General features: G+C 72.7%; 15 protein-coding genes and 1 pseudogene. 10 read left to right on the top strand and 6 right to left on the bottom strand.

Annotated elements, in window-relative coordinates:
* Window positions 1-179 precede the first annotated feature (179 nt).
* The 4 genes from JL475_RS08745 to JL475_RS08760 all read left to right on the top strand — a co-directional run bounded on the left by JL475_RS08745 (window position 180) and on the right by JL475_RS08760 (window position 3600).
* A complete protein-coding gene (locus JL475_RS08745; protein ID WP_202276871.1) occupies window positions 180-425 on the top strand; it encodes a hypothetical protein in 246 nt (81 codons plus the stop codon).
* 3 nt (window positions 426-428) lie between these two features.
* Window positions 429-806, top strand: coding sequence for a toxin Doc (locus JL475_RS08750; protein WP_109378657.1), 378 nt, complete (start codon window positions 429-431; stop codon window positions 804-806).
* 365 nt (window positions 807-1171) lie between these two features.
* On the top strand, window positions 1172-2749 hold the full coding sequence (locus JL475_RS08755) for an RICIN domain-containing protein (protein WP_202276872.1): 1578 nt from the start codon (window positions 1172-1174) through the stop codon (window positions 2747-2749).
* Between the two features lie 416 nt (window positions 2750-3165).
* Entirely contained in the window at window positions 3166-3600 is a 435-nt protein-coding gene (locus JL475_RS08760; protein WP_202276873.1) for a subtilase-type protease inhibitor, read from the top strand.
* A 247-nt stretch (window positions 3601-3847) separates the two neighbouring features.
* Here the strand turns inward: JL475_RS08760 and JL475_RS08765 are convergent, their stop codons facing one another.
* From JL475_RS08765 to JL475_RS08780, 4 genes are all read right to left on the bottom strand, one after another.
* Complete coding sequence (locus JL475_RS08765) at window positions 3848-6682, bottom strand: NHLP bacteriocin export ABC transporter permease/ATPase subunit (RefSeq protein WP_202276874.1); 2835 nt, start codon at window positions 6680-6682, stop codon at window positions 3848-3850.
* 1 nt (window position 6683) lies between these two features.
* A complete protein-coding gene (locus JL475_RS08770; RefSeq protein ID WP_202276875.1) occupies window positions 6684-8906 on the bottom strand; it encodes an NHLP family bacteriocin export ABC transporter peptidase/permease/ATPase subunit in 2223 nt (740 codons plus the stop codon).
* Window positions 8903-9709: an HlyD family efflux transporter periplasmic adaptor subunit gene (locus JL475_RS08775; protein ID WP_202276876.1), complete on the bottom strand. Its 807-nt coding sequence runs from the start codon at window positions 9707-9709 to the stop codon at window positions 8903-8905. Before JL475_RS08775 ends, JL475_RS08770 begins: the two co-directional genes overlap by 4 nt.
* A 189-nt stretch (window positions 9710-9898) precedes the next feature.
* Window positions 9899-10114 carry a type A2 lantipeptide gene (locus tag JL475_RS08780; protein ID WP_202276877.1) on the bottom strand — a complete coding sequence of 72 codons (216 nt, stop codon included), beginning with the start codon at window positions 10112-10114 and terminating at the stop codon, window positions 9899-9901.
* 637 nt (window positions 10115-10751) lie between these two features.
* Between JL475_RS08780 and JL475_RS08785 the strand changes: the two genes are divergently transcribed.
* On the top strand, window positions 10752-12077 hold the full coding sequence (locus tag JL475_RS08785; protein WP_202276878.1) for a S1 family peptidase: 1326 nt from the start codon (window positions 10752-10754) through the stop codon (window positions 12075-12077).
* Between the two features lie 122 nt (window positions 12078-12199).
* On the opposite strand, the gene JL475_RS08790 is transcribed toward JL475_RS08785, so the two are convergent.
* A complete protein-coding gene (locus tag JL475_RS08790) occupies window positions 12200-14344 on the bottom strand; it encodes a SpoIIE family protein phosphatase (protein WP_202276879.1) in 2145 nt (714 codons plus the stop codon).
* Between the two features lie 202 nt (window positions 14345-14546).
* Between JL475_RS08790 and JL475_RS08795 the strand changes: the two genes are divergently transcribed.
* The 5 genes and pseudogenes from JL475_RS08795 (at window position 14547) to JL475_RS08815 (ending at window position 20057) form a co-directional block, all read left to right on the top strand.
* On the top strand, window positions 14547-16997 hold the full coding sequence (locus tag JL475_RS08795; protein ID WP_202276880.1) for a SpoIIE family protein phosphatase: 2451 nt from the start codon (window positions 14547-14549) through the stop codon (window positions 16995-16997).
* Between the two features lie 216 nt (window positions 16998-17213).
* The gene (locus tag JL475_RS08800) at window positions 17214-18281 is read left to right on the top strand and encodes a glucose-1-phosphate thymidylyltransferase (RefSeq protein ID WP_202276881.1); all 1068 of its coding nucleotides are present in this window, start codon (window positions 17214-17216) and stop codon (window positions 18279-18281) included.
* Between the two features lie 102 nt (window positions 18282-18383).
* Window positions 18384-18494 (top strand): annotated as a pseudogene (locus JL475_RS08805) (dTDP-glucose 4,6-dehydratase); the annotation flags it as partial.
* Window positions 18491-19267, top strand: coding sequence for a sugar nucleotide-binding protein (locus tag JL475_RS08810; RefSeq protein WP_202276882.1), 777 nt, complete (start codon window positions 18491-18493; stop codon window positions 19265-19267). The pseudogene JL475_RS08805 and the gene JL475_RS08810, both read left to right, overlap by 4 nt.
* Complete coding sequence (locus JL475_RS08815) at window positions 19254-20057, top strand: class I SAM-dependent methyltransferase (RefSeq protein WP_202276883.1); 804 nt, start codon at window positions 19254-19256, stop codon at window positions 20055-20057. The genes JL475_RS08810 and JL475_RS08815 overlap by 14 nt, the downstream gene beginning before the upstream one ends.
* Here the strand turns inward: JL475_RS08815 and JL475_RS08820 are convergent.
* Window positions 20047-20400, bottom strand: a complete 354-nt coding sequence (locus JL475_RS08820) for a dTDP-4-dehydrorhamnose 3,5-epimerase family protein (protein ID WP_202276884.1) — start codon at window positions 20398-20400, stop codon at window positions 20047-20049. The two genes, JL475_RS08815 and JL475_RS08820, sit on opposite strands and share 11 nt — an antisense overlap.
* Window positions 20401-20402: the final 2 nt, after the last annotated feature.

The raw sequence follows: 20402 nt of genomic DNA on the forward strand, positions 1-20402 counted from the left end.
CACCCGAAGCGGTCGCCGGGGGCCGGCTCCTCGCGGTGTCCGCACCGGCGCCCAAGGTGCCGTCCCGTTTTGCGTACCGGCGCCTCCGGCCCGCTCCCGCCTGTCCGGACGGTACCGGTTCATAACCGCTCTGAGCTGCTGGTATTTACGATTGAGTACCTGAGCGGTACCGTGAGGGCATGCCTGCTCTCAATGTGGAGTTCAGTGACCGCGAACTCGAGGACCTGCGGCAGATCGCCAAGGAGCGCGGTACATCGATGAAGGCGCTCGTGCGCGAGGCTGCCGCGGCCGACATAGCGCGCCACCGGGCGCTGCAGGAGGGCGCGGAGGCGTTCCGTCGGTTCTTCACCTCCCACGCCGACGAATTCGCCGCCGCCTTCCCGGACGACGAACCACGCGCCAAGGGCGAGGGGCGGGCCGCCTGACCGATGGGACCCGTCCTGCACATAGACGTGCCCTGGCTGCTCCAGCGGCACGAGGAGGTCCTCCCGGACCAGCCCACCATCAACGACTTCTCGGCGCTGGTCGCGGCCGTCGCCCGGCACCGCGTCGACCCGCCCCGGCTCGGCGTGAACTCGGACCCGGCCTGGCGGGCCGCCGCCCTGCTGCACACCCTCGCCCTGCTCCGGCCGCTGCCGTCGGCCAACGCCCGCTTCGCCTGCGCGACGGCCGTGGCGTACATGTTCGTCAGCGGAGCCGGCATCGACCCGCCCTACGGTGCGATCGTCGACCTGGCCCGCGATCTGATGTCCGGTACGGCGGACGTCTACGCGGCGGCGGACCGACTGCGGTCCTGGCAGATCTGACACCGCCGCGCGGAATGCGGAGCGGGGAAACCGCCGGGGGAAACGCCGAGGGAAACGCCGGGGAAAACGTGCAGGTGGAAAGCCGGTGGGAGGGGCGCCGGCCGGGCTTTTCGTGTCGACTTCCTGTCAACGGGCGGAGGTTGCCCAAGTGCCTTGTTGGCCATGTGCGGGTGTGCGAGAGTGAGCCACCCGCGAGGGGGGTAAAATCCGGGGTCGCACGCGCGTTGACGAACCGGATCCGTTTTCACCGTCGGTGAATTCGCGTCCTCCCGCGCAAAGCCGCCAAGAGGTACGGACCACTCGTGGACTTCCCTTTTGGGCGTCAGAACTTCTGTGTCACCTGCGCGTGGGAAGGAACCACCTCAGTGCCCACCCCTCACCCCCGTCGGCCACCGTATCCCCCTCCCGGCGGGGATCCGGGGGAGTCCGACGAGGCCCTCGCCACGCGGCTGCGAGGCCGCCCGGAGAGCGAGGCCGCCCGGTCCGTGGCATTGCTGACGGCGCGTCACTGGACGTCCATGCACGACTACGCGACCGTCTGCCTCGCCTCGTCGGGGCCGACGGCCGCCATGGTCACCGCGGCGGCACAGCACCGGGTCCTGGACCGGATCGCCCTCGGCGAACCGGCCGTCGCGCTGCGCCCGGTGCTGCTGGTGGCCGTGCGGGACACGGTCCGGGAATGGGCCGCCGACGACCGCACGGCGGACGCTCTGCCCGACCTGCAGAAACCCGCGGGCGGACGCGGCATGCGCGCGGCGAAGACGATGACGCCGGACAACCGCACGCTCGCCGAGCGTTCCTTCCGCTCCCTGCCCGCCCTCGCGCGCTGCGTGCTCTGGCACGTGGAGGTCGAGGCGGAACCCATATCGGTCCCGGCCGGTCTGCTCGGCATCGATCCCGACATCGCGTCGGGCGCGCTCGAACAGGCGCGTGACACATTCCGTCAGGGCTGCGTCCGCGCCCATCAGGAACTCGCGCCCACGAAGGACTGCCGGTTCTACAACCGACTCCTCGACGTGCCCCTCCGCCGGGGCGGGACGCTGCTCCCCGATGTGCAGCAGCACCTGACGGACTGCCGCTACTGCCGGAACGCGGCCGAGCAACTGAGCCATTTCGAGGGCGGTCTCGGCGCACTCCTCGCCGAGGCGGTCCTCGGCTGGGGCGCCCGCCGCTACCTCGAATCCCGCCCCGGCCGGGCGACACCGGGCCCACGCGGCGACCGCGCCGCCCGCCGCGGACACCGGGGCGGCGGTGGAGGGCCCGGCGGCAGCCGGCACCGCCTCCTGTCCCGGATTCCCGCACCCGCCCGCCTCACCGGCCTGGGCCTCCCGGACGCGGTGCGCTCCACCCGCACCCTGCTCACCGGCCTCGGAGCCGTCTCGGCCGGCGTGCTGGTGAGTGTGCTCATCGCGGGGCCTCCCCCGCCCGGCGGCGGCACCGATCCGACGGGCGCCACCAGCGCGGCCGGCGGCGGAGGAGTCGTACCGACCGAGTCCCCGCCGGGCGTGGCCGGCCTGCCCACGGGGCCGGAGCAGACCCTCCTGCGCAACGCCGCCTCCGGTCTGTGCCTCGACACCCGTGGCGAGCCCCGAAACGGCGTCGGCACCCGGCTGGCGCCGTGCTCCTCGCGGTGGAGCCAGCAGTGGACCTACGAGGACGACGGACTGCTGCGCAGCGTGGCCGACCCCGGTCTGTGCCTGGACTCGCACAAGGACGCCGGCGTCGTCGTCCTCGCCACCTGCGCCGAGGAGAGCGACGGCCGGGGCGACGACGTGCGCTACGACCTCACCGTGCAGGGCGAGTTGCTGCCCCGCTGGGACGAACAGCTGGCGCTCGCCCCGGCCGGCCCTGACGCGAACGCCGACATCGTCGTCAGGGTGCGGGACCGGGCCGAGGACCAGCGCTGGGTGACCGAACCGGTGGAGTCGGCCGAGAGCTCCTGACGTGAACCGCGAACCGTGAACCGTGTGCCGTGACAGTCCACCGCCCCGGCACACTCCACTCCACCACCCCGGCAGGGGAGGTCGAGGTCCGGTTCGGCGATCAGACGGCGGATGAATCACGAACACAAGCTGTCGAGGAATGGTCGGCCGACGGCGGGATCGGCATGTTTCAGGCCTATTGCTGAGCGATGGAAATTCGGCCATCTGGCCACTTCGCACACGCGGCACCCCTGTGATTACAGGGCTCGCGGTTCCACTTTCCGTGACTTCACGCCACTGATTCAATACGCAAGGTTACCGAAACCGGCAGGGTCGACGTGTGTTTCCGCGGCGGACTCGGCAGACTCCCGCTCGCCGGTCCGGCACCACCGAGCACGGTCCGGCACCTCGTCGAAACGAGCGGAAGGATGCACACAATGCGGAACACCGCGCGCTGGGTCGCCACCCTCGCCCTGACGGCCGCGGCCGTCTGCGCACCTCTGTCCCACGGCGCGTCGGCCGCCCCGAGCGGTGCCCGGTCCGCGCTCTACGCCCCGTCGGCCCTCGTGCTCACCATGGGGCGCGGCGAGAGCGCGGCGGCCGTCACGCCGGAACGCGCCGTCACCCTGACCTGTGCCCCCGAGGCCTCGGGCACCCACCCGGCCGCGGCCGCGGCGTGCGGGGAACTGGCCGAGGTGGGCGGGGACCTGCGCGCGCTGACCGCCGCGGAGGGAGCGTTCTGCACCAAGCAGTACGACCCGGTCGTGGTCACCGTCGACGGCGTGTGGCAGGGGCAGCGCGTGTCCTACGAGCGCACCTTCCCCAACGAATGCGTGATGAACGCCCACGGTTCGGGCGTCCTCACGTTCTGAGACCGGGACCGCACGGTTCCCGTGACCGCGCGGCGGTCGGAGTACTGGGGAGTACCGACCTCCTCGCGGAACGTGCGGTCTCGCACAAGGGGGCCGGCGGGCGGAGTGGGGCCGCCCGCCGGCCTCCGGCGTTTTCGGACACGTCCTCTCCTTGCCGGGAAGCCGGGAAGCCGGCTTCAGAAGCATGTCGGGCTTCATGCCCGCCGCCGCCCGCCGGCCCACTTGCTCGCCGATCAGCGGGCCGGCGTCACGCCATCTGCCGCCGCACCAGTTCGTGCAGCCGCCCGGCCGGATCGGCGAGCAAATGGGCCGGCGGGCCCTGCTGGACCACCTTGCCGTGCTCCATCACCACCACCCGGTCCGCGTCCAGCACGGTCGACAGCCGGTGCGCGATGACGACCCGGGTGGCCCGCAGCGCCTTGGTGCTCTCGATCACCGTGCGCTGCGTCTCGTTGTCCAGGGCGCTGGTCGCCTCGTCGAAGAAGAGGATGCGCGGCCGGCGGATCAGCGCCTGGGCGATCATCAGCCGCTGCCGCTGGCCACCGGAGACCGCGCCGCTGCCCGAGACGATGGTGTGCAGCCCCATCGGCATCCGCCGGATGTCCTCGGCGAGCCCCGCCATCTCGGCCGCCGCCATCGCCTCCTCGGGCGTGTACGGCTCGGTGCCGCAGATGACGTCCAGGATGGAACCGGTGAACGGCTGGGCGTGCTGGAGCACCACACCGCACTGCCGGCGCACCGCCGACCGGTCGAGCGCGGCCAGGTCCTGACCGTCGTACAGCACACTTCCCGACAGCGGCCGGTCGAAGCCGATGAGCAGCCGCAGCAGTGTGGACTTGCCGCAGCCGCTGGGGCCGACGATTGCCACGAACTCTCCCGGCCGCACCTCGAAGGAGACATCGTCGAGGACCAGCGGACCGTCGTCCGAGTAGCGGAAGGAGACCCGCCGTGCCTCGAGCGCCCCGCTCAGCGGGCCCGGCCGGGTGCTCGCCGCCCGCACCTCGGGCGTCGCGTCCAGCACCGGCCGGATCTGCTCGAACAGCGGCAGCGCGGCCACCCCGGAGACGAACGCGCCGGTCAGCTGGGTGACCGAGGTCAGCACCATCGTCACCGCCGTGTTGAAGGTGAGGAACTCGGCCGCCGTCATCGAGCCGTGCGCCGGGCCCGCCAGCAGCATGAACATCGCCAGCGTGCACAGCGGCAGGTAGACCGCGCCCAGCACCGCCGTCAGGTTCTTGATCCGGCCGGCCTTCTGCTGGAGCTCACGGCTGCGGGCGAACTCGGACGCCCACGCCCCGTACGCGTAGTTCTCCGCCGCCGCCACCCGCAGCTTCGGCAGGCCGCGCAGTGTCTGGAAGGCCTGGTTGTTCAGCTTGTTGGTGAGCACCACCAGACGCCGCTGCCACCGCACCTGCCACAGTCCGAGCCCCGTGAACACCGCGGCGATGACGACGAGCATCCCGATCGCGGCCAACGCCATCGGCACGCTGAACCACAGCAGCAGCCCCAGGTTCATCGCGCCGACGGTGACCGACTGGGCCACCGTCGGCCCGACCCCGGCCAGCAGCCGGCGGATCGCGCTGATGCCCATGGCCGCGCTCGCCAGCTCACCGGTCGAGCGCTCGGTGAAGAACGACGTCGGCAGCCGCAGCAGCCTGTCCCACACGGCCGGCTGGAGCGTGGCCTCCACCCGGCCCTCCAGCCGCAGCAGGGTGAGGTTCTGCAGCAGCATGAAGGCGGCGGCCACCACACTGCCGATGATCACCGCGAGACACACCTGCGCGATCAGCCCGGTCTGCGCCTTCGGCACGAACTCGCCGAGCACCTTGCCCGTGGCGATCGGCACCAGTGCCCCGATCGCCACCGTGACCAGACCGCTGAGCAGCAGCCACGTCAGATCGCCGCGGGTGCCCGACATGCAGAACCGCACCAACCTGAGCGGGCTGAGCCGCCGCTCGGGCAGCGGGCGGTAGAACATCACCGCCTGCGGCTCGAACTCCGCGGCGTTCGCCTTCTCCACCGGTGTCTCACGCCCCGTCGCGGGATGCACCGCGACATATCCGCCGCGTCGCCACAGCAGCGCCACCGGCGCGCCGGACAACGCCCGGTGACCCACCAGCGGACCGACGTCGTCCCGCCACCAGCGGCCGTCCAGCCGTACGGCACGGGTGCGCAGACGGGACGCGACGGCGATCTGCTCGACCGGATCGAGACGATCGCCGCCGGTGCCCGACCGGGCCGGCTCGGCGAGCGAGATCCCGGCCGCCCGCGCGACCAGCTCGCAGGCCGCGTACGTGGCGTCCGCGTCGGCCGCGGTCGTCCCCTGTGCCGACCGCTTGCCGATGGCGGCGAGCAGCGTCCGGTCGGCCTGGGCGCGAACCGCCTCACCGGCCTTGATGCCCTCGGCGGTGCGTGTCTCGTGGGTATGCTCCAGCTGCTCGATCCAGCGGTCCAGCGTGGTCATCAGCCGGTACTGCTGGTCGACCAGGCTCTGCCACAGCGCCGGGTCCATCAGCAGGTCCGCCGAGGCCTCGGCGCCGTACAGCGAGCCGTACTGCACGCTGCCCGGCGGCACCTGCATCCAGAACACGTCGTCGTCGCTGGGCGCGGCGGCCCGCTCGGTGGCCATCGGCGCCTGGAACAGCACCGACAGACTGCGGCCCACACCGAGGGCGAGGGCGTACTCCAGCGGGCTCGTGGTCGGCGGGACGTACTGCGGATTGCCGTACTCGTCGTACGACCAGGTCTGGGTGTCCGCCGCCTGGTACAGCTCGCGCAGGCCGATACGGTGCACCACGCAGTCCCGCAGCGGCCGGGCCACCAGGGTGTGCCGCGGTCCCGCGCCGGGGCCGAGCAGCAGCGAGCCCGCCTCCAGCCGGCCCAGGTGGTGCCAGTGGCCCCGCTCCTCGGCGTCGACGGCGAACAGGTCCACCGCGCCGGACGCGATCAGCCACAGCGTCTGCGGCCCCGCCAGATCCAGCCGGTTGAACCCGGCGCAGTCCGTCCGCGTGCCCAGCGAACCGAGCGCACCCAGCACGAGGTCGCCCCCGTGCCCCTCCTGCTCCTGCACGGTCGTCGTCATCTCACCGCTCCCTGACCAGCGCGGCGTACGCGCCCCCGCGCGCCACCAGTTCCTCGTGCCGGCCGCGCTCCACGACCGTGCCGTGGTCGAGGACGACGATCTCGTCGCTGTCCCGGACCGTGCTCAGCCGGTGCGCGATCACCACACAGGCACAGCCGCGCCGGCGCAGGTTGTCCATCACGACCAGCTCGGTCTCGGCGTCCAGCGCGCTGGTCACCTCGTCCAGCACCAGGATGCTCGGCCGCCGCACCAGCGCCCGCGCGATCTCCAGACGCTGGCGCTGCCCACCGGAGAAGTTCCGGCCGTCCTGCTCGACCCGGCTCCGGATGCCGCCCGGGCGGCGCGTGATCACGTCGTACAGGGCCGCGTCCCGGAGCGCCTCCTCCACCGCCTCGTCCGGGATCGACGGGTCCCACAGCGCCACGTTGTCGCGGACGGTGCCCTCGAAGAGGAACACCTCCTGGTCGACGAAGGAGACGGACGCGGCCAGCGCCCCGCGCGGAATGTCCTCGATGCGCTGCCCGTCGATCCGGATCACGCCCTCCCACGGCGTGTACAGGCCCGAGATCAGCCGGGACACCGTGGACTTGCCACTGCCGGAACCACCGACCAGCGCCACCTGCTGCCCCGGCCCGACGGTCAGGTCGAAGCCGGTCAACAGCGGTTTGTCCAGCGGGTTGTAGCCGAAGGTGAGGTTCTGCAGCTCGACATGGCCGTGCAGCCGGCGCGTGGACTCCCCGGCGCCGGGGCGGCCGTAGAGCGGGTCGGCCCGGAAGTTCTCCACGTCCTTCAGCCGGGCCACGTCCGCCGCGAAGTCCTGGATCCGGCCCGCGACACCGTTGAGCCGGGTCAGCGGCGCGGTGAACCGGGTGACCAGCGCCTGGAAGGCGACCAGCAGACCGACCGAGATGTACCCCTCGACCGCGCGCACACCGCCGATCCACAGGATCAGCGCGCTGTTGAGCGTGGCGAGCGTCGGCGCGACCACGCCGAGCCAGGCACTCGGCACACCGAGCCGCTGCTGCTCCTCCAGCGTGGTCGCGTGCTGCCCGGCCCACTTGCGGAAGTAGCCGTCCTCGCCGCCGGTCGCCTTCATCGTCTCGATCAGCTGCAGGCCGGTGTACGCCGTGTTGGTGAGGCGTGCGGTGTCCGCGCGCAGTTTCGCCGTACGGGTCGCGCGCAGCCGGATGACGATCCGCATCGCCAGGACGTTGAGCAGCGCCACCCCGATCCCGACGAAGGTGAGCTGCGGGTCGTAGGTGTACAGCAGCACCGCGTACAGCAGGACGACGACGGCGTCCACGCCCGCCGCCGACAGGTCCCGGGACAGCGTCTCGGCCACGGCGTCGTTGGACTGCAGGCGCTGTACCAGGTCCGCCGGGCTGCGCTGGGAGAAGAACGTCACCGGCAGCCGCAGCAGATGCCGCAGGAAGCGGGCGCTGGACAGGGTGGAGGAGACGAGCCGCCCGCGCAGCAGGTTGGCCTGCTGGAGCCAGGTCAGCACCAGGGTGAGCAGCACACAGGCGCCCATCGACGTGAACAGCACGCCCAGCATCGACGTCCGGCCGCCGATCAGGAACTCGTCGATGAAGGTACGGCTGAGCCCGGGCACCGCCGCGCCGACCGCCACCAGCAGCAGGCTCGACAGCACCACGGCGGGCATGGTGCCCGCCGTGCCGCGCAGCCGGGCCGGCATCGCACCGAGGACGCCCGGCCTGCGACCGCCCCGGGTGAAGTCCGGCCCGGGCTCCAGGGTCAGGACGACACCGGTGAAACTGCCGTCGAACTCCTCCAGCGGCACGAAACGGCGGCCCTTGCCGGGGTCGTTGACGAACACCCCGCGACGGCCGAACCGACGGCCCATGCCGTCGTAGACGACGTAGTGGTTGAACTCCCAGAACAGGATGGCCGGCGCCGTCACCTCGGCGAGGGCGGCCAGATCCATCTGCATGCCCTTGGCGGTCAGCCCGTAACCACGGGCCGCCTTCAGCAGGTTGCTGGCGCGCGAGCCGTCCCTGGAGACACCGCAGGCGATCCGCAGCTCCTCCAGCGGGACATGGCGGCCGTAGTGGCCGAGCACCATCGCCAGGGAGGCGGCGCCGCACTCCACGGCCTCCATCTGGAGCACGGTGGGCGTACGGACGGTCTTCCCGCGCGCCTTGGGCACCTTGCGCCGGGGCGGGGCGGCACGGCGCCGGCCGCGGGTCTCCTGTGCGGTGGTCACGGCAGCAGCCAGTCGACGGGACGTTCGTCGGACAGCCGGACGGAGCCCGAGGCCAGGGTCATCGAGGTCAGGGGGAACGGCGGCCCCTGGGCGGAGGACCACCGGTAACCGCTCTTCGTGGCGGACGACTTCACCAGTTCGACCGTGACGGCCACCGGCCTGCCCTTCTTCGTGAACTGCTGGCCCAGCTGGCTGTCCCCGAGGAACGCGGTGATCTGCTGGGCGGACTGAGCGGAGCGGTCCACCGACTTCACCTCGCCGCGCAGCACGCCGTACTCCTGGCTCGGCACCGACTGCACGGTGAGGTCGACCGCGGCGCGCACGGGAATACCGGCGGCGCTTTCGGCGGGGACGTAGACGGTCGCGTACAGCGGGTCGTCGGCGTCGGCGACCTTCTCCACGGCGGCGACGTTCGCGCCGGTGGTGATGATCTGCCCGACGCTGGCGGCGAGTGTGGTGATCCGGCCCGCGTCCAGGGTGCGGACGACGGTGTCGCCCTGCTCGGTACGGACCTTCAGGACGGGGGAGTTCGCGGGCAGCCGCTCGCCCTGCTTCACGAGGACCGCGGTGACCTGTCCGGCGAGGGGGCTCTGCAGGACGTAACTGCCCTGCCCGTGCGTCAGGACGGCGGGCGCGGACACCGTGGAGGTCACGGACCCGGTCACCGCCCACACGGAGGCGGCCGCCATGGCGACCACGGTCACGGAGAGGACCAGCCAGCCCTGCGGCCGGGCGAAGCGCACCGGGAGATCGAGTTCCTCGGGCGACTGGAGCTTGGCGAGGGCCTGTTGGCGGAACTGCACGGGACTTCCCTCACCTGCGTGAACTCTGCGAAGGACGGCGGGGTGCGGCTCGGCTGAGCCGGCGGAGCGGCCGACCGGGGGTTCCGGGGCCTGTCGTGACGTCCCGTCCGCCGGGGCGACGGGACCTGGAGCAACACCGAGCCCCGGAGCCGGGGGGAGGCTCCGGGACTCAGTGGCACAAGGGCGCGATCAGAGACCGGCGACCAGGTTCATGACCGGGGCGGTGTTCAGGCCGGTGGCACCCTCGACCGTGCCGACGGCCGTGTCGGCCAGGCCGGAGACCGGGGCGATGCCGTCCACCGCGCCCGTGACGGTGTTCACGGCGTTCACGGACAGGCCGCCGGAGACGTTGTCGAGCTCGGCGTCGGAGATCTCGACGGTCTCGACCTGGGGGGTGGAGTTCATGATGGAACTTCCCTTCGTATGGATATGGCACAAGGGGGAGAGCGGCCTCCTCTGAGGACAGGGGAAAGCCGCGACCGCGAGCGCCGGACCCCGGCGCCGGATGCCCGGAACGGCCTTGCGGTGCGATGGATCAAAGCACGCCCCGGCTCCGGGCTTCCAATCAAACAAACCTCCCACCAGCGAACTTGCGGCCTTGTGGCGTCCAAGAGTGCAGAGAAGGGCACGGCCCGGTGGCGACTTCTTCACATGGCTCACGGCATCGACCCGTCCCGCCGCTTGCGCCCCTCGGACCGGAATCCGGCACACCGGCCCCAAAGGTGTGAGGGGGACGGCCGGCCCGTGGGCGACTCCCGGCTCCGGTGACCGCGCTGGGCAGTCGCTGTGCAGATTCGCTGAAGCCGGGATTCCGCTCTCCGTTCACGACGGAGGGTGCGCACTCGGTAGCGGCGCGTACCGCTTCCGGGTGGCTGCCCAAGCGGTCGGCAGGGTGCATGAGTTGGCCGATTCCGCGGTGTGAACCCGGTGTCCGCAAAAGGATTTGAACGCACTGCCGAACCCGTGCGTACCAACAGCCATCCAGGCGCCGACAGCCGCCGGACGGCGGCACGACTCCGGTCCCCCCAGGAGGTCGAGAAGTTTGAGTCACAAGCGAATTCCGAAGCGCAAGGCCGCGATAGCGGTGGGCGGTGTGGTGGCGCTCGGCGCTGCCGCGCTCCTGCTCCCCAACGCCAACGCGTCACAGGACGGCGCGACGGACGACGCCGCGGCGGCGGCGCCGGCGCCGCCGAAGACGCTGCAGGCCACGGACGCCTCGGATCTCGCCTCGCAGCTCGCCGGGCTCCTCGGCGACGCGTTCGCCGGTTCCTACTACGACGGGGGCAAACAGCAGCTCGTCGTCAACGTCGTGCCCGGCGACAACAACAACGTGATCGTGCAGGCGAAGAAGGCGGGCGCGACCGTCCGCGAGGTCGACAACAGCATGGCCGAGCTGGAGGCCGGCGCGCAGACGCTGAAGACCGAGGCGACCATCCCCGGCACCTCATGGGCCGTCGACCCGCGCACCAACAAGATCCTGGTCACCGCCGACTCCACGGTGACCGGCGACAAGTGGGACAGACTGGAGTCCGCCGTGCGGGACCTCGGCTCCGGCATGGCGACCATCAAGAAGTCCGCGGGCACGTTCAGGACGTTCGCCTCGGGCGGGGACGCCATCTTCGCCGCCAACTCCCGCTGCTCCCTCGGCTTCAACGTCACCGTGGGCGACGGCACCCCCGCCTTCCTGACGGCCGGTCACTGCGCGCTCGGCGGGCAGCAGTGGTCCGACCAGCAGGGCGGCGCCCCGATCGCCACCATCGACCAGGCCGTCTTCCCCGGCGAGGGCGACTTCGCGCTCGCCACGTACGACGACCCGAACACGCAGGCGCCGAGCGACGTCGACGTGGGCGGCCGGACGGTGCAGATCACCGAGGCCGCCGAGGCCACCGTCGGCCAGGAGGTGTTCCGGATGGGCAGCACCACCGGGCTCGCCGACGGCCAGGTACTCGGTCTCAACGCGACGGTGAACTACCCGGAGGGCACGGTCACCGGTCTCATCCAGACCGACGTCTGCGCCGAGCCCGGCGACAGCGGCGGCTCGATGTTCACCCAGGACGGCCTCGCGATCGGCCTGACCTCGGGCGGCAGCGGCGACTGCACCGTCGGCGGCGAGACGTTCTTCCAGCCGGTCACCACTGCCCTGGCCGCGGTCGGCGCGACCCTCGGCGAGGGCGGCGCGGGCGCCGGCGTCGGCGTCGGCGACCAGGCGGGCGGTGAGGACGCCGGTGGTGGGGACGCCGGCCAGGGAGCCGGTGACGGAGCGGCTCAGGACGCCGGCCAGGGAGCCGGTGACGGTGCCGGGCAGGGAGCCGGCTACGGGGCCGACCGGGACGCGGAGGACGGTGACGGTCAGACCGGGACCCACTGACCGGGACCCACTGACCGGGACCCGCCCGACCGCACCGGGCGGAGCGCCCACGGTGCGCCGCCGCCCCGGACCCCCGCCACGCGACCGTGGCGGGGCCCGGGGCGGCGGCGCACAGGGCGGGCTCAGCCCGGCGCCGGCACCCTGAGCAGGAGCAGCGCGACATCGTCCACTCGGCCCTCCGGGCGCGCATCGTGCCGGACCAGGGCGTCGGCGAGGACGTCCAGAGGACGGTCCCCGAGGACGGTGAGACGGCGGCCCAGACCGGCCACCGCGTCCTCGAAGTCGGTGCCGGGGGATTCCACCAGCCCGTCGGTGTAGAGGACGAGGAGCGACCCGGGGGAGAGGTCCACCTCGGTCGCCGGATACGTCGCCGAACCGTCGATGCCCAGCAGCGGGCCACCGGCCAGGTCCAGCGCCCGCACCCGGCCGTCCGGCCTCCTCAGCAACGGCGGCGGATGGCCCGCCCTGGACATCACGGCCCGCCCGCGCGCGGGATCGAGCCGCAGATACAGGCAGCTCGCGAACAGCTCGGAACCCAGCTCGAGCAGCAGCCGGTTGGTGCTGCTCATCACCTCCTCGGGCGGCTGTCCGACCGTCGTGTACGCGCGGACCGCGGTGCGTACCTGCCCCATCAGCCCGGCCGCCGTCACGTTGTGCCCCTGCACGTCCCCGATCACCGCCGCGGCCGTCCCCCGCGACGGCACCAGATCGTAGAAGTCGCCCCCGATCTCCATGCCCTGAGTGGCCGGCAGATAGCGGGCCGCCGCCTCGATCCCGGTCAGCGACGGCAGCGTGTGCGGCAGCAGCGCCGCCTGCAGCCCGTGCGCCAGCCGGTGCTTGGCGTCGTAGAGCAACGCCCGCTCCAGCGCCTGGGCGATCAGCCCGGCCAGGCTCGTCAGCACCGCCCGCTCCTCCGTCGTGAAGCGGTGCGGCGAGGCGTAGGCCAGCACGCACGTCCCCACCGGGCGCCCCGAGGCGATCAGCGGCAGATAGGCCCACGACGAGAAGCCCGAGGGGTTCACGATCAGGACCGGGTACAGGCGCTCCAGTTCTTCCCGGGACTCGAAGAACGCGGGCACACCGGTGCGCAGCACCTGACCGCCGGGGGTCGGCTCGGACAGCGGCATCCCGTCGTACCGCTCGACGACGGGCGGATCCGGATACCCGCGGTGCCCGAGGACGAGCAGCCGGCCCGCCCGTGAGCCGAGGATCACCAGTCCCTGACTGCCCACCGCCGGGAGGATCTGGTCCGCGACCAGCTGCACCACGTCCTGCACGCCCACCGCCTCGGTCAGCGTGCCGGCCAGGCTCAGCACCTGGGAGATGGTGACGAGCCGGGCCGGAGCGGGGCCCGGCTGCCGGGCGGCCCGGTTCGTGTCCGCCGCGGTACGGGCCCGGTTGATCCGGACGCTGAGCCCCGTCGTACTCGGATACATCCGGAACGACAGCCACTCGTCGGGCGGGCGCAGCGCCACGAACGACGTGGTGTGCTGGCTGAGCAGCGCGGCCCGGTAGTGGTCCTCGTACACGGGATCGTTCAGCCACGGTACGGCCGCCCACAGATGGGCGCCGAGCAGCCGGTCGACCGGGATGTCCAGCAGGTGCGCCGCGGCGGCGTTGGCGAAGCCGACCCGCCCGTCCAGGTCGAGCGAGCACAACCCGTACGGCAGCCGGGCCACCATCCGCGCCGCCTCCACCGTGCCGAGCGTGTCGGCCAGGCCGCTCACCAGCGGCGCGGCCAGCAGGTCCGGCTCCGAAGGAAGCGGCAGACTCTCCTCGGCGGCCCGCTCCAGCCGCACCGCGAGACGGTCGCAGGCGGCGGTCAGGTGAGCACGCTCCCCCTCGGACAGCTCCGGCGGGCGGCCGCCGGGCCAGGTCACGAACACCGCGCCGTACGCCCTGGTCGCGGTGGCCACCGGCAGCGCGGCCAGCGAGAACTGGTACGGCAGCACCACGGCGATCCGGGGATAGCGCCGCGCCATCTCCTCCTCGCCGCCCACCCAGACCAGACGCCGCTCGCGCACCGCGTCGGCGACCGGGATCGGCGCGCTCAGGGCCACCCGCTCCCAGGGCGCCGCGAACGCCCGGGGGAGCCCCGCCACCACCGCCATCTCCAGCACCGGCCGGTCCGGCGCGACCAGGTACACCCCGCCGGAGTGGGCATGCACCTCGTCCATCATCGCGGTGAGCGTCAGGGAGAGCAGCGGACGGCCGACCGGGGCCCGCACACCAGGCCGCACCCGCGCGGAGGACTGCTCCTCGGACACGCCGACCACCTCCTCGTTCGGCCGCGTCGCCCGCCCCGAGAACCCAATCTCCCCCCTGCGGGCCCGCCCCGCACGGCGAGCCGCGCGGCACCCGGCCCGCTCCGGCGCGCCCCCGCGGGTCCGTCCCGGTCGGCGTCCTGCCGGACCGCCGGAACGCGACGGGGTGCCGCAGGGGCTGCGCGGGACCCGTACAAGCGCTGTAATGGCCAACGTGGTCGGTGAGGGCGCTGCGGGACGCAGCACGAGAACGCTGCGCGCGGAAGCCGCCCTGACGGCGATCACCGCCGAACCGGAGACGTCCGACCGGTTGCGCCGGGTCCTGGAACAGGCCCTCGTCTTCGCCGGCGCCGCCCTCGTCGCCGTGTACACGTCCAGTGCGGAGGGTGAGCAGCTGCTCCTGGTCGAGTCGGCCGGGATCCCGCGGACCCTGTGCGGGGTGCGCGACAGCTACGCCGTCGCCGGGCGCTCCCCGGCCGCCGAGGCCGTACGCGGCGGCCGGCCGGTGTGGCTCGGACCGGCGGAGCTCGCCGCCCAGGCCCAGGCGCGGCGCGTACCCGCTCGTGACTTCTCCCTCGCCGCCCTGCCCGTGCGCCACGACCCCGGGGGCTGTCTGCTCGCCGTCAGCGAGCGCCCCGGCGGCTTCGACCCCGAGGACCGGCTCTGCCTGGGGCTCGTCGCCGACGCGGTCGCCTCTCCCGGGCCGCGGGCCGCCACCGACGGCGGCGAACCGCCGCCGGGCGCCTTCAGCCTCGCCATGGACACCGGACGGGTCCGGCTGGGCGACGACGTCCTGGACCTGTTCGGCCTCGGTCCGGACGACTTCGACGGCCGGGTGGAGACCCTGATGGGGCTGACCGTGCCGGAGGACCTGCCCTCCGTGATGTCGGTGGTCGAGGCCGACCACCTGACCGTCGGCGAGCGCGAGCTGGAGTTCCGGGTGCTGCAGCCCACCGGCCCGCCGAAGTGGCTCCGGCTCCGCGGCCGGCTGCTGCCGGGCGGAGAGGGCCGTCCGGCCCGCCTGGTGGGCTCCGTCGCCGACGCGTCCACGCTGCGCTCCGACGTCACCGACGTGGCCCGGGTGCAGCGCCTCGCCGCCGCACTCGCCACCGCGGTCACCGTCCGCGATGTCGGCCGGGCCGTGGTCGCCGCCCTGCGCGGGCCGCTCAGAGCCGACCGGATCGCGGTCGCCGAACTGGAGAGCGACCGGCTCGTCGTCACCGTTCTCGACCCGCCGGAACCGGACGCCTGGCCGGATCTGTGGCGCGCGGAGTGGCGCACCGAATGGCCCGAGGCGCCGGTGCGCACCATGCCCGCCCTCGCCGCCGTCCTGCGCGAGGGCCGGCCCCGGATCTGGCCCGCGGGCAGCCCGCTGGAGACCTCCCTCGCCGAGGTCGGCCCCGGCGGCCTCGCCGTGCTGCCGCTGCCCGCCGGCAACCGGATGGCCGGCGCCTGCCTCATCGGCTGGGACGCCCCGCACGACTTCGGAGCCGATGAACGCGCCCTGCTCACGGCCGCCGCCGGCCTCGCCGGACAGGCCCTGATGCGGGCGCGTGCCTTCGACGCCGAGCACGAGCTGGTCGGCATGCTCCAGCGCCAGCTGCTGCCGCGCCGGCTGCCCCGGCTGCCCGGCGCGGTCGCCGTCGCCCGCTACCTGCCCAGCACGGTCGGCCTGGAACTCGGCGGCGACTGGTACGACGTGATCCCGCTGCCCGACAACCACGTCGCCCTGGTCATCGGCGACGTCCAGGGGCACAGCGCGGGCGCCGCCACCCTCATGGGACAGATGCGCACCGCGCTGCGCGCCTACGCCGTCGAGGGGCACGCGCCCGACGTGGTGGTGTCGCGCGCCAACCGGTTGCTCATCGACATGGAGAGCGACCTCTTCGCGACCTGTTGCTATGTCGACGTCGACCTGGAGCAGGGCTCCGCCTGGTGCGTACGTGCCGGGCACCTGCCGCCGGTGCTGCGGCACCCGGACGGCCGCGCCGAGATCGCGGAGGCGGAGGGCGGCCCACCGCTCGGCGTCATGACACAGGCCGACTTCCCCATGAGCCCGCTACGGCTCCAGCCCGGCACGACCGTAGCCCTCACCACGGACGGCCTGGTCGAGTCCCACGAGGCCGACATCGACGAGGGCATGGACGACTTCGCCCGTCGGCTCGCCGCCGCCGACCCGGCCCACCTCGGGCTCGTCGCCGACACCCTGCTCGGCAGGGCCGCGCGCAGCGACGACGTCGCCCTGCTGCTGATGCGCTACGACGGCATGGCCCTGCGCCCGCTGCGGGAGAGCTGGACGGTGTGGCGGGTGCCCCAGGCGGTGGGCCACGCCCGCCGCTTCACCCGGCGCACCCTGCGCTCCTGGGGCGCTACCGAGGACCTCGACGCCGCCCTGCTCGTCGTCTCCGAACTGGTCACGAACGCCCTCGTGCACACCGAGGGACAGGTCCGTCTCGACCTCACCCTCGTCGGCGACCGGCTCCGCCTCGCGGTCGCCGACGCCTCGCCGCGCAGTCCCGTCAAGCCGAGCAGCATCGGCTGGGAGGCCACCGGCGGCCGCGGCATCCTGCTCGTCGAGGCGGTGTCGGCGGCCTGGGGGACGCTCCCGGTCAGCGGCGGCAAACAGGTGTGGGCGGAACTCGTCCCGCGCCGGTGAGCGCGTGGCGTCACCGGTCGTCGACAACGGTCCCGGCGCCCGGGTCATCCCTTCGAGTGACACGGCCGACGGGCGCGACCCGGTTCCGGGTCCACCGTCGCGGCCCGGAGCCACGGCCCGGAACCACGGCGAACGGACGGCTCTCGTTGGGGATTTCGCAAGGAACCGTTAAAAGAAGCGACGTTCCGTTCGCCGCGCACCACTATGGTGAGTCAGATGAAGGCTCTCGTGCTCTCCGGCGGCGCCGGAACCCGGCTGAGGCCGATCACCCACACCTCGGCCAAGCAATTGGTGCCCGTGGCCAACAAACCCGTGCTCTTCTACGGGTTGGAATCGATCGCGGACGCGGGTATCACCGAGGTCGGGATGATCGTCGGTGACACGGCCGCTGAGATCGAGAACGCGGTGGGCGACGGATCGAAGTTCGGCCTGCAGATCACCTACATCCCCCAGGAGCAGCCGCTGGGACTGGCGCACGCCGTGCTGATCGCCCGCGACTGGCTCGGCGACGACGACTTCGTGATGTACCTCGGCGACAACTTCATCGTCGGCGGCATCACCGGCCTCGTCGAGGAGTTCCGCAGACACCGGCCCGACGCGCAGATCCTGCTCACCCGGGTCGCCGACCCGCGCTCCTTCGGTGTCGCCGAACTCGACGCGGGCGGGCAGGTGATCGGCCTGGAGGAGAAACCCGAGCGTCCCAAGAGCGACCTCGCCCTCGTCGGCGTCTACCTGTTCACGCCCGCCGTCCATGAGGCGGTGCGCGCCATCAAGCCGTCCTGGCGCGGCGAACTCGAGATCACCCACGCCATCCAGCATCTGATCGACTCCCGCGCCGAGGTGCGCTGCACCGTCATCCAGGGCTACTGGAAGGACACCGGCAACGTCGCCGACATGCTGGAGGTCAACCGGTCCGTCCTCGAAGGGATCGAACGCCGGATCGACGGCGACGTGGACACCGCTTCCGAGACCATCGGCCGGGTGGTGGTGGAGAAGGGGGCCCGGATCAGCAACTCGCGCGTCGTCGGCCCCGCCGTCATCGGCGCCGGCACCGTCGTCAGCGACTCCTACGTCGGACCGTTCACCTCCGTCGCGGAGAACTGCCGGATCACCGACAGCGAACTCGAGTTCTCCATCGTGCTGCGGGACTCCTCGATCGAAGGCGTCCGCCGCATCGAGTCCTCACTGATCGGCCGTCATGTCGAGGTGACCCCGGCCCCCAGCGTCCCCAGCGCCCACCGACTCGTCCTCGGAGACCACAGCAAGGTGCAGATCCATTCATGAACCTCCTCGTCACCGGAGCCGCCGGCTTCATCGGCTCCCGCTACGGTCCGTACGCGGCTCGCCGCCGACGCGCCGAGGAGCACCGTGCTGGACGCGTTCACCCACCGCCCGCGCCACGACTTCACCACCGGCCTCGCCGAGACCATCGCCCGGTACCGCGGCAACCGCGCCTGGTGGGAGCCCCTCAAGCGGTGCGTCGCGGAGCAGTCATGAAGTGGCTGCTCACCGGGGCGGGCGGGATGCCCGGCCGGGGCACCGTCGACGAACTGACCCGGCGCGGCGAGCGGGTGACCGCTCCAGACCAAGCCGCCCTCGACCCCACCCGGGCCGAGGCCGTCGAGCGGGCGTTCACCGAGCACCACCCCGACATCGTGGTCAACCGCGCCGCGCGCACCGCCGTCGACGACGCCGAGAGCGACGAGGAACGCGCCACCCCCTGTCCCGAGGACCACCCGACCGCCCCGCGCACCGCCTACGGCCGCTCCGAACTCGCCGGCGAGCGGGCCGTGCCGGAGGAGCTGCCCGGCGCGAGCGCCGTCGTGCGCACCGCTTGGCCGTACGGGGTCCACGGCAGAAGCTTCGTGCGGACGACGATCGGTCTCGAGGCGCGCCGCCCCGCCGTCGACGTCGTCGACGACCGGCGGGGGCAGCCCACCCGGAGCGTGGACGTCGCCGAACGCATAGCCGACCTCGGCCCTCGCCTCGGCGACGACGTGCACGGAGTCCTCCACACCACCGGCTCCGGCGAGGCCACCTGGTACGAGCCGGTCGGGGAGGTGTTCCGGCTGATCGGCGCCGTCCCCGAGCGGGTGCGGCCCACCACCGGCGCGGCCTTCCCCCGGCCCCCCCCGCGCCCCGCGTACAGCGCCCTCGCACACGGCCGCCGGCAGGACATCGGTCTGCCGGCACCGCGCGACCGGCGCGTCGCCCTGCACGAAGCACTGCCCCGCATCCGCAAGGAGAGTCCCCTTCGTGAAACGCCATGAGTTCCTGCGGGAACTGCACAAGGCCAGCGCCAACCGCAACTACCTGGAGATCGGCGTCAACGACGGCCGCAGCCTGCGCCTGTCACGCGTCCCCAGCATCGCGGTCGACCCCGCCTTCAAGGTCGTCTCGGAGCTGAAGTGCGACGTCCACCTGGTGAAGGCCACCAGTGACGACTTCTTCGCCCGTGACAACCCGCTGGCCCACCTCAAGGGCGGCCGCCACCCGCTGCGCAACCTCCGCCGCGGCCGCAGCCCCATCGGACACTGGCGGCGCACCACGCTCGACCTGTCGTTCATCGACGGCATGCACCTGTTCGAGTACGCCCTGCGCGACTTCATGAACGTCGAGAAGCACTCCGACTGGGCCAGTGTGATCGTCCTCGACGACATGCTGCCGCGCAGCGTCGACGAAGCGGCCCGGGACCGGCACACCACGGCCTGGACCGGTGACGTCTACAAGATCACCGAGGTGCTGACGCGCTACCGGCCCGACCTGGTCACCGTCCTGGTCGACACCCAGCCCACCGGCCAGCTCGTGATCTTCGGCGCCGACCCGGACAACACCGTGCTGCACGACAAGTACGACGAGATCATGGCCGAGTACAAGGTGCCCGACCCGCAGAAGGTCCCCGAGACGATCCTGGAGCGGGCCGGCGCGGTGCCGCCCGAGGCACTGATCGAGGCCGGCTTCTGGCGCCCGCTCACCCAGGCCCGCAACCGCGGCCTGCCGCGGCGCCTGGGCTGGGAGCCCCTGCGCCGCGCGCTCGACCAGGTCGGCGTCAGCCGCTGAGTCCCCTGCCGCGCAGCTCCTCGTGGCGTGCGCGGCAGGCCCCGTACGAGGGCAGCAGGCCGAGGCGCTCCGCCTCGGCCTGCGGGGGCGCCTGCTCGTCCTTCGACGACAGCACCGGGTCGATGCCCTCCGGCCCGGAGATTCCCGGCGCCGGGCCCCGCGGACGCACCCCGCGCGGCACCCCGCGGCGCGACACCGAGCAGTCGGCCTGCGCCAGGGACAGGTCGCAGCCCGTCGCCTCGCGGAACTCCCCACCCAGGTACCACTCGTGGGAAACGCCCCGGTCGTCCGGGAAGACCTCGGGCTCCGGCACCCGGGCCCCTTCCGACTCCAGTGCGCGCACCG

Origin of the sequence: Streptomyces sp. M2CJ-2 (assembly GCF_016757295.1) — a bacterium.
In the GTDB taxonomy this organism is placed as follows: domain Bacteria; phylum Actinomycetota; class Actinomycetes; order Streptomycetales; family Streptomycetaceae; genus Streptomyces.

Coding starts and splice junctions, on each gene's coding strand:
- JL475_RS08795 (WP_202276880.1), top strand. CDS start 14,547: ATGGCCAACGTGGTCGGTGAGGGCGCTGCGGGACGCAGCACGAGAACG.
- JL475_RS08780 (WP_202276877.1), bottom strand. CDS start 10,114: ATGAACTCCACCCCCCAGGTCGAGACCGTCGAGATCTCCGACGCCGAG.
- JL475_RS08750 (WP_109378657.1), top strand. CDS start 429: ATGGGACCCGTCCTGCACATAGACGTGCCCTGGCTGCTCCAGCGGCAC.
- JL475_RS08745 (WP_202276871.1), top strand. CDS start 180: ATGCCTGCTCTCAATGTGGAGTTCAGTGACCGCGAACTCGAGGACCTG.
- JL475_RS08810 (WP_202276882.1), top strand. CDS start 18,491: ATGAAGTGGCTGCTCACCGGGGCGGGCGGGATGCCCGGCCGGGGCACC.
- JL475_RS08760 (WP_202276873.1), top strand. CDS start 3,166: ATGCGGAACACCGCGCGCTGGGTCGCCACCCTCGCCCTGACGGCCGCG.
- JL475_RS08800 (WP_202276881.1), top strand. CDS start 17,214: ATGAAGGCTCTCGTGCTCTCCGGCGGCGCCGGAACCCGGCTGAGGCCG.
- JL475_RS08765 (WP_202276874.1), bottom strand. CDS start 6,682: ATGACGACGACCGTGCAGGAGCAGGAGGGGCACGGGGGCGACCTCGTG.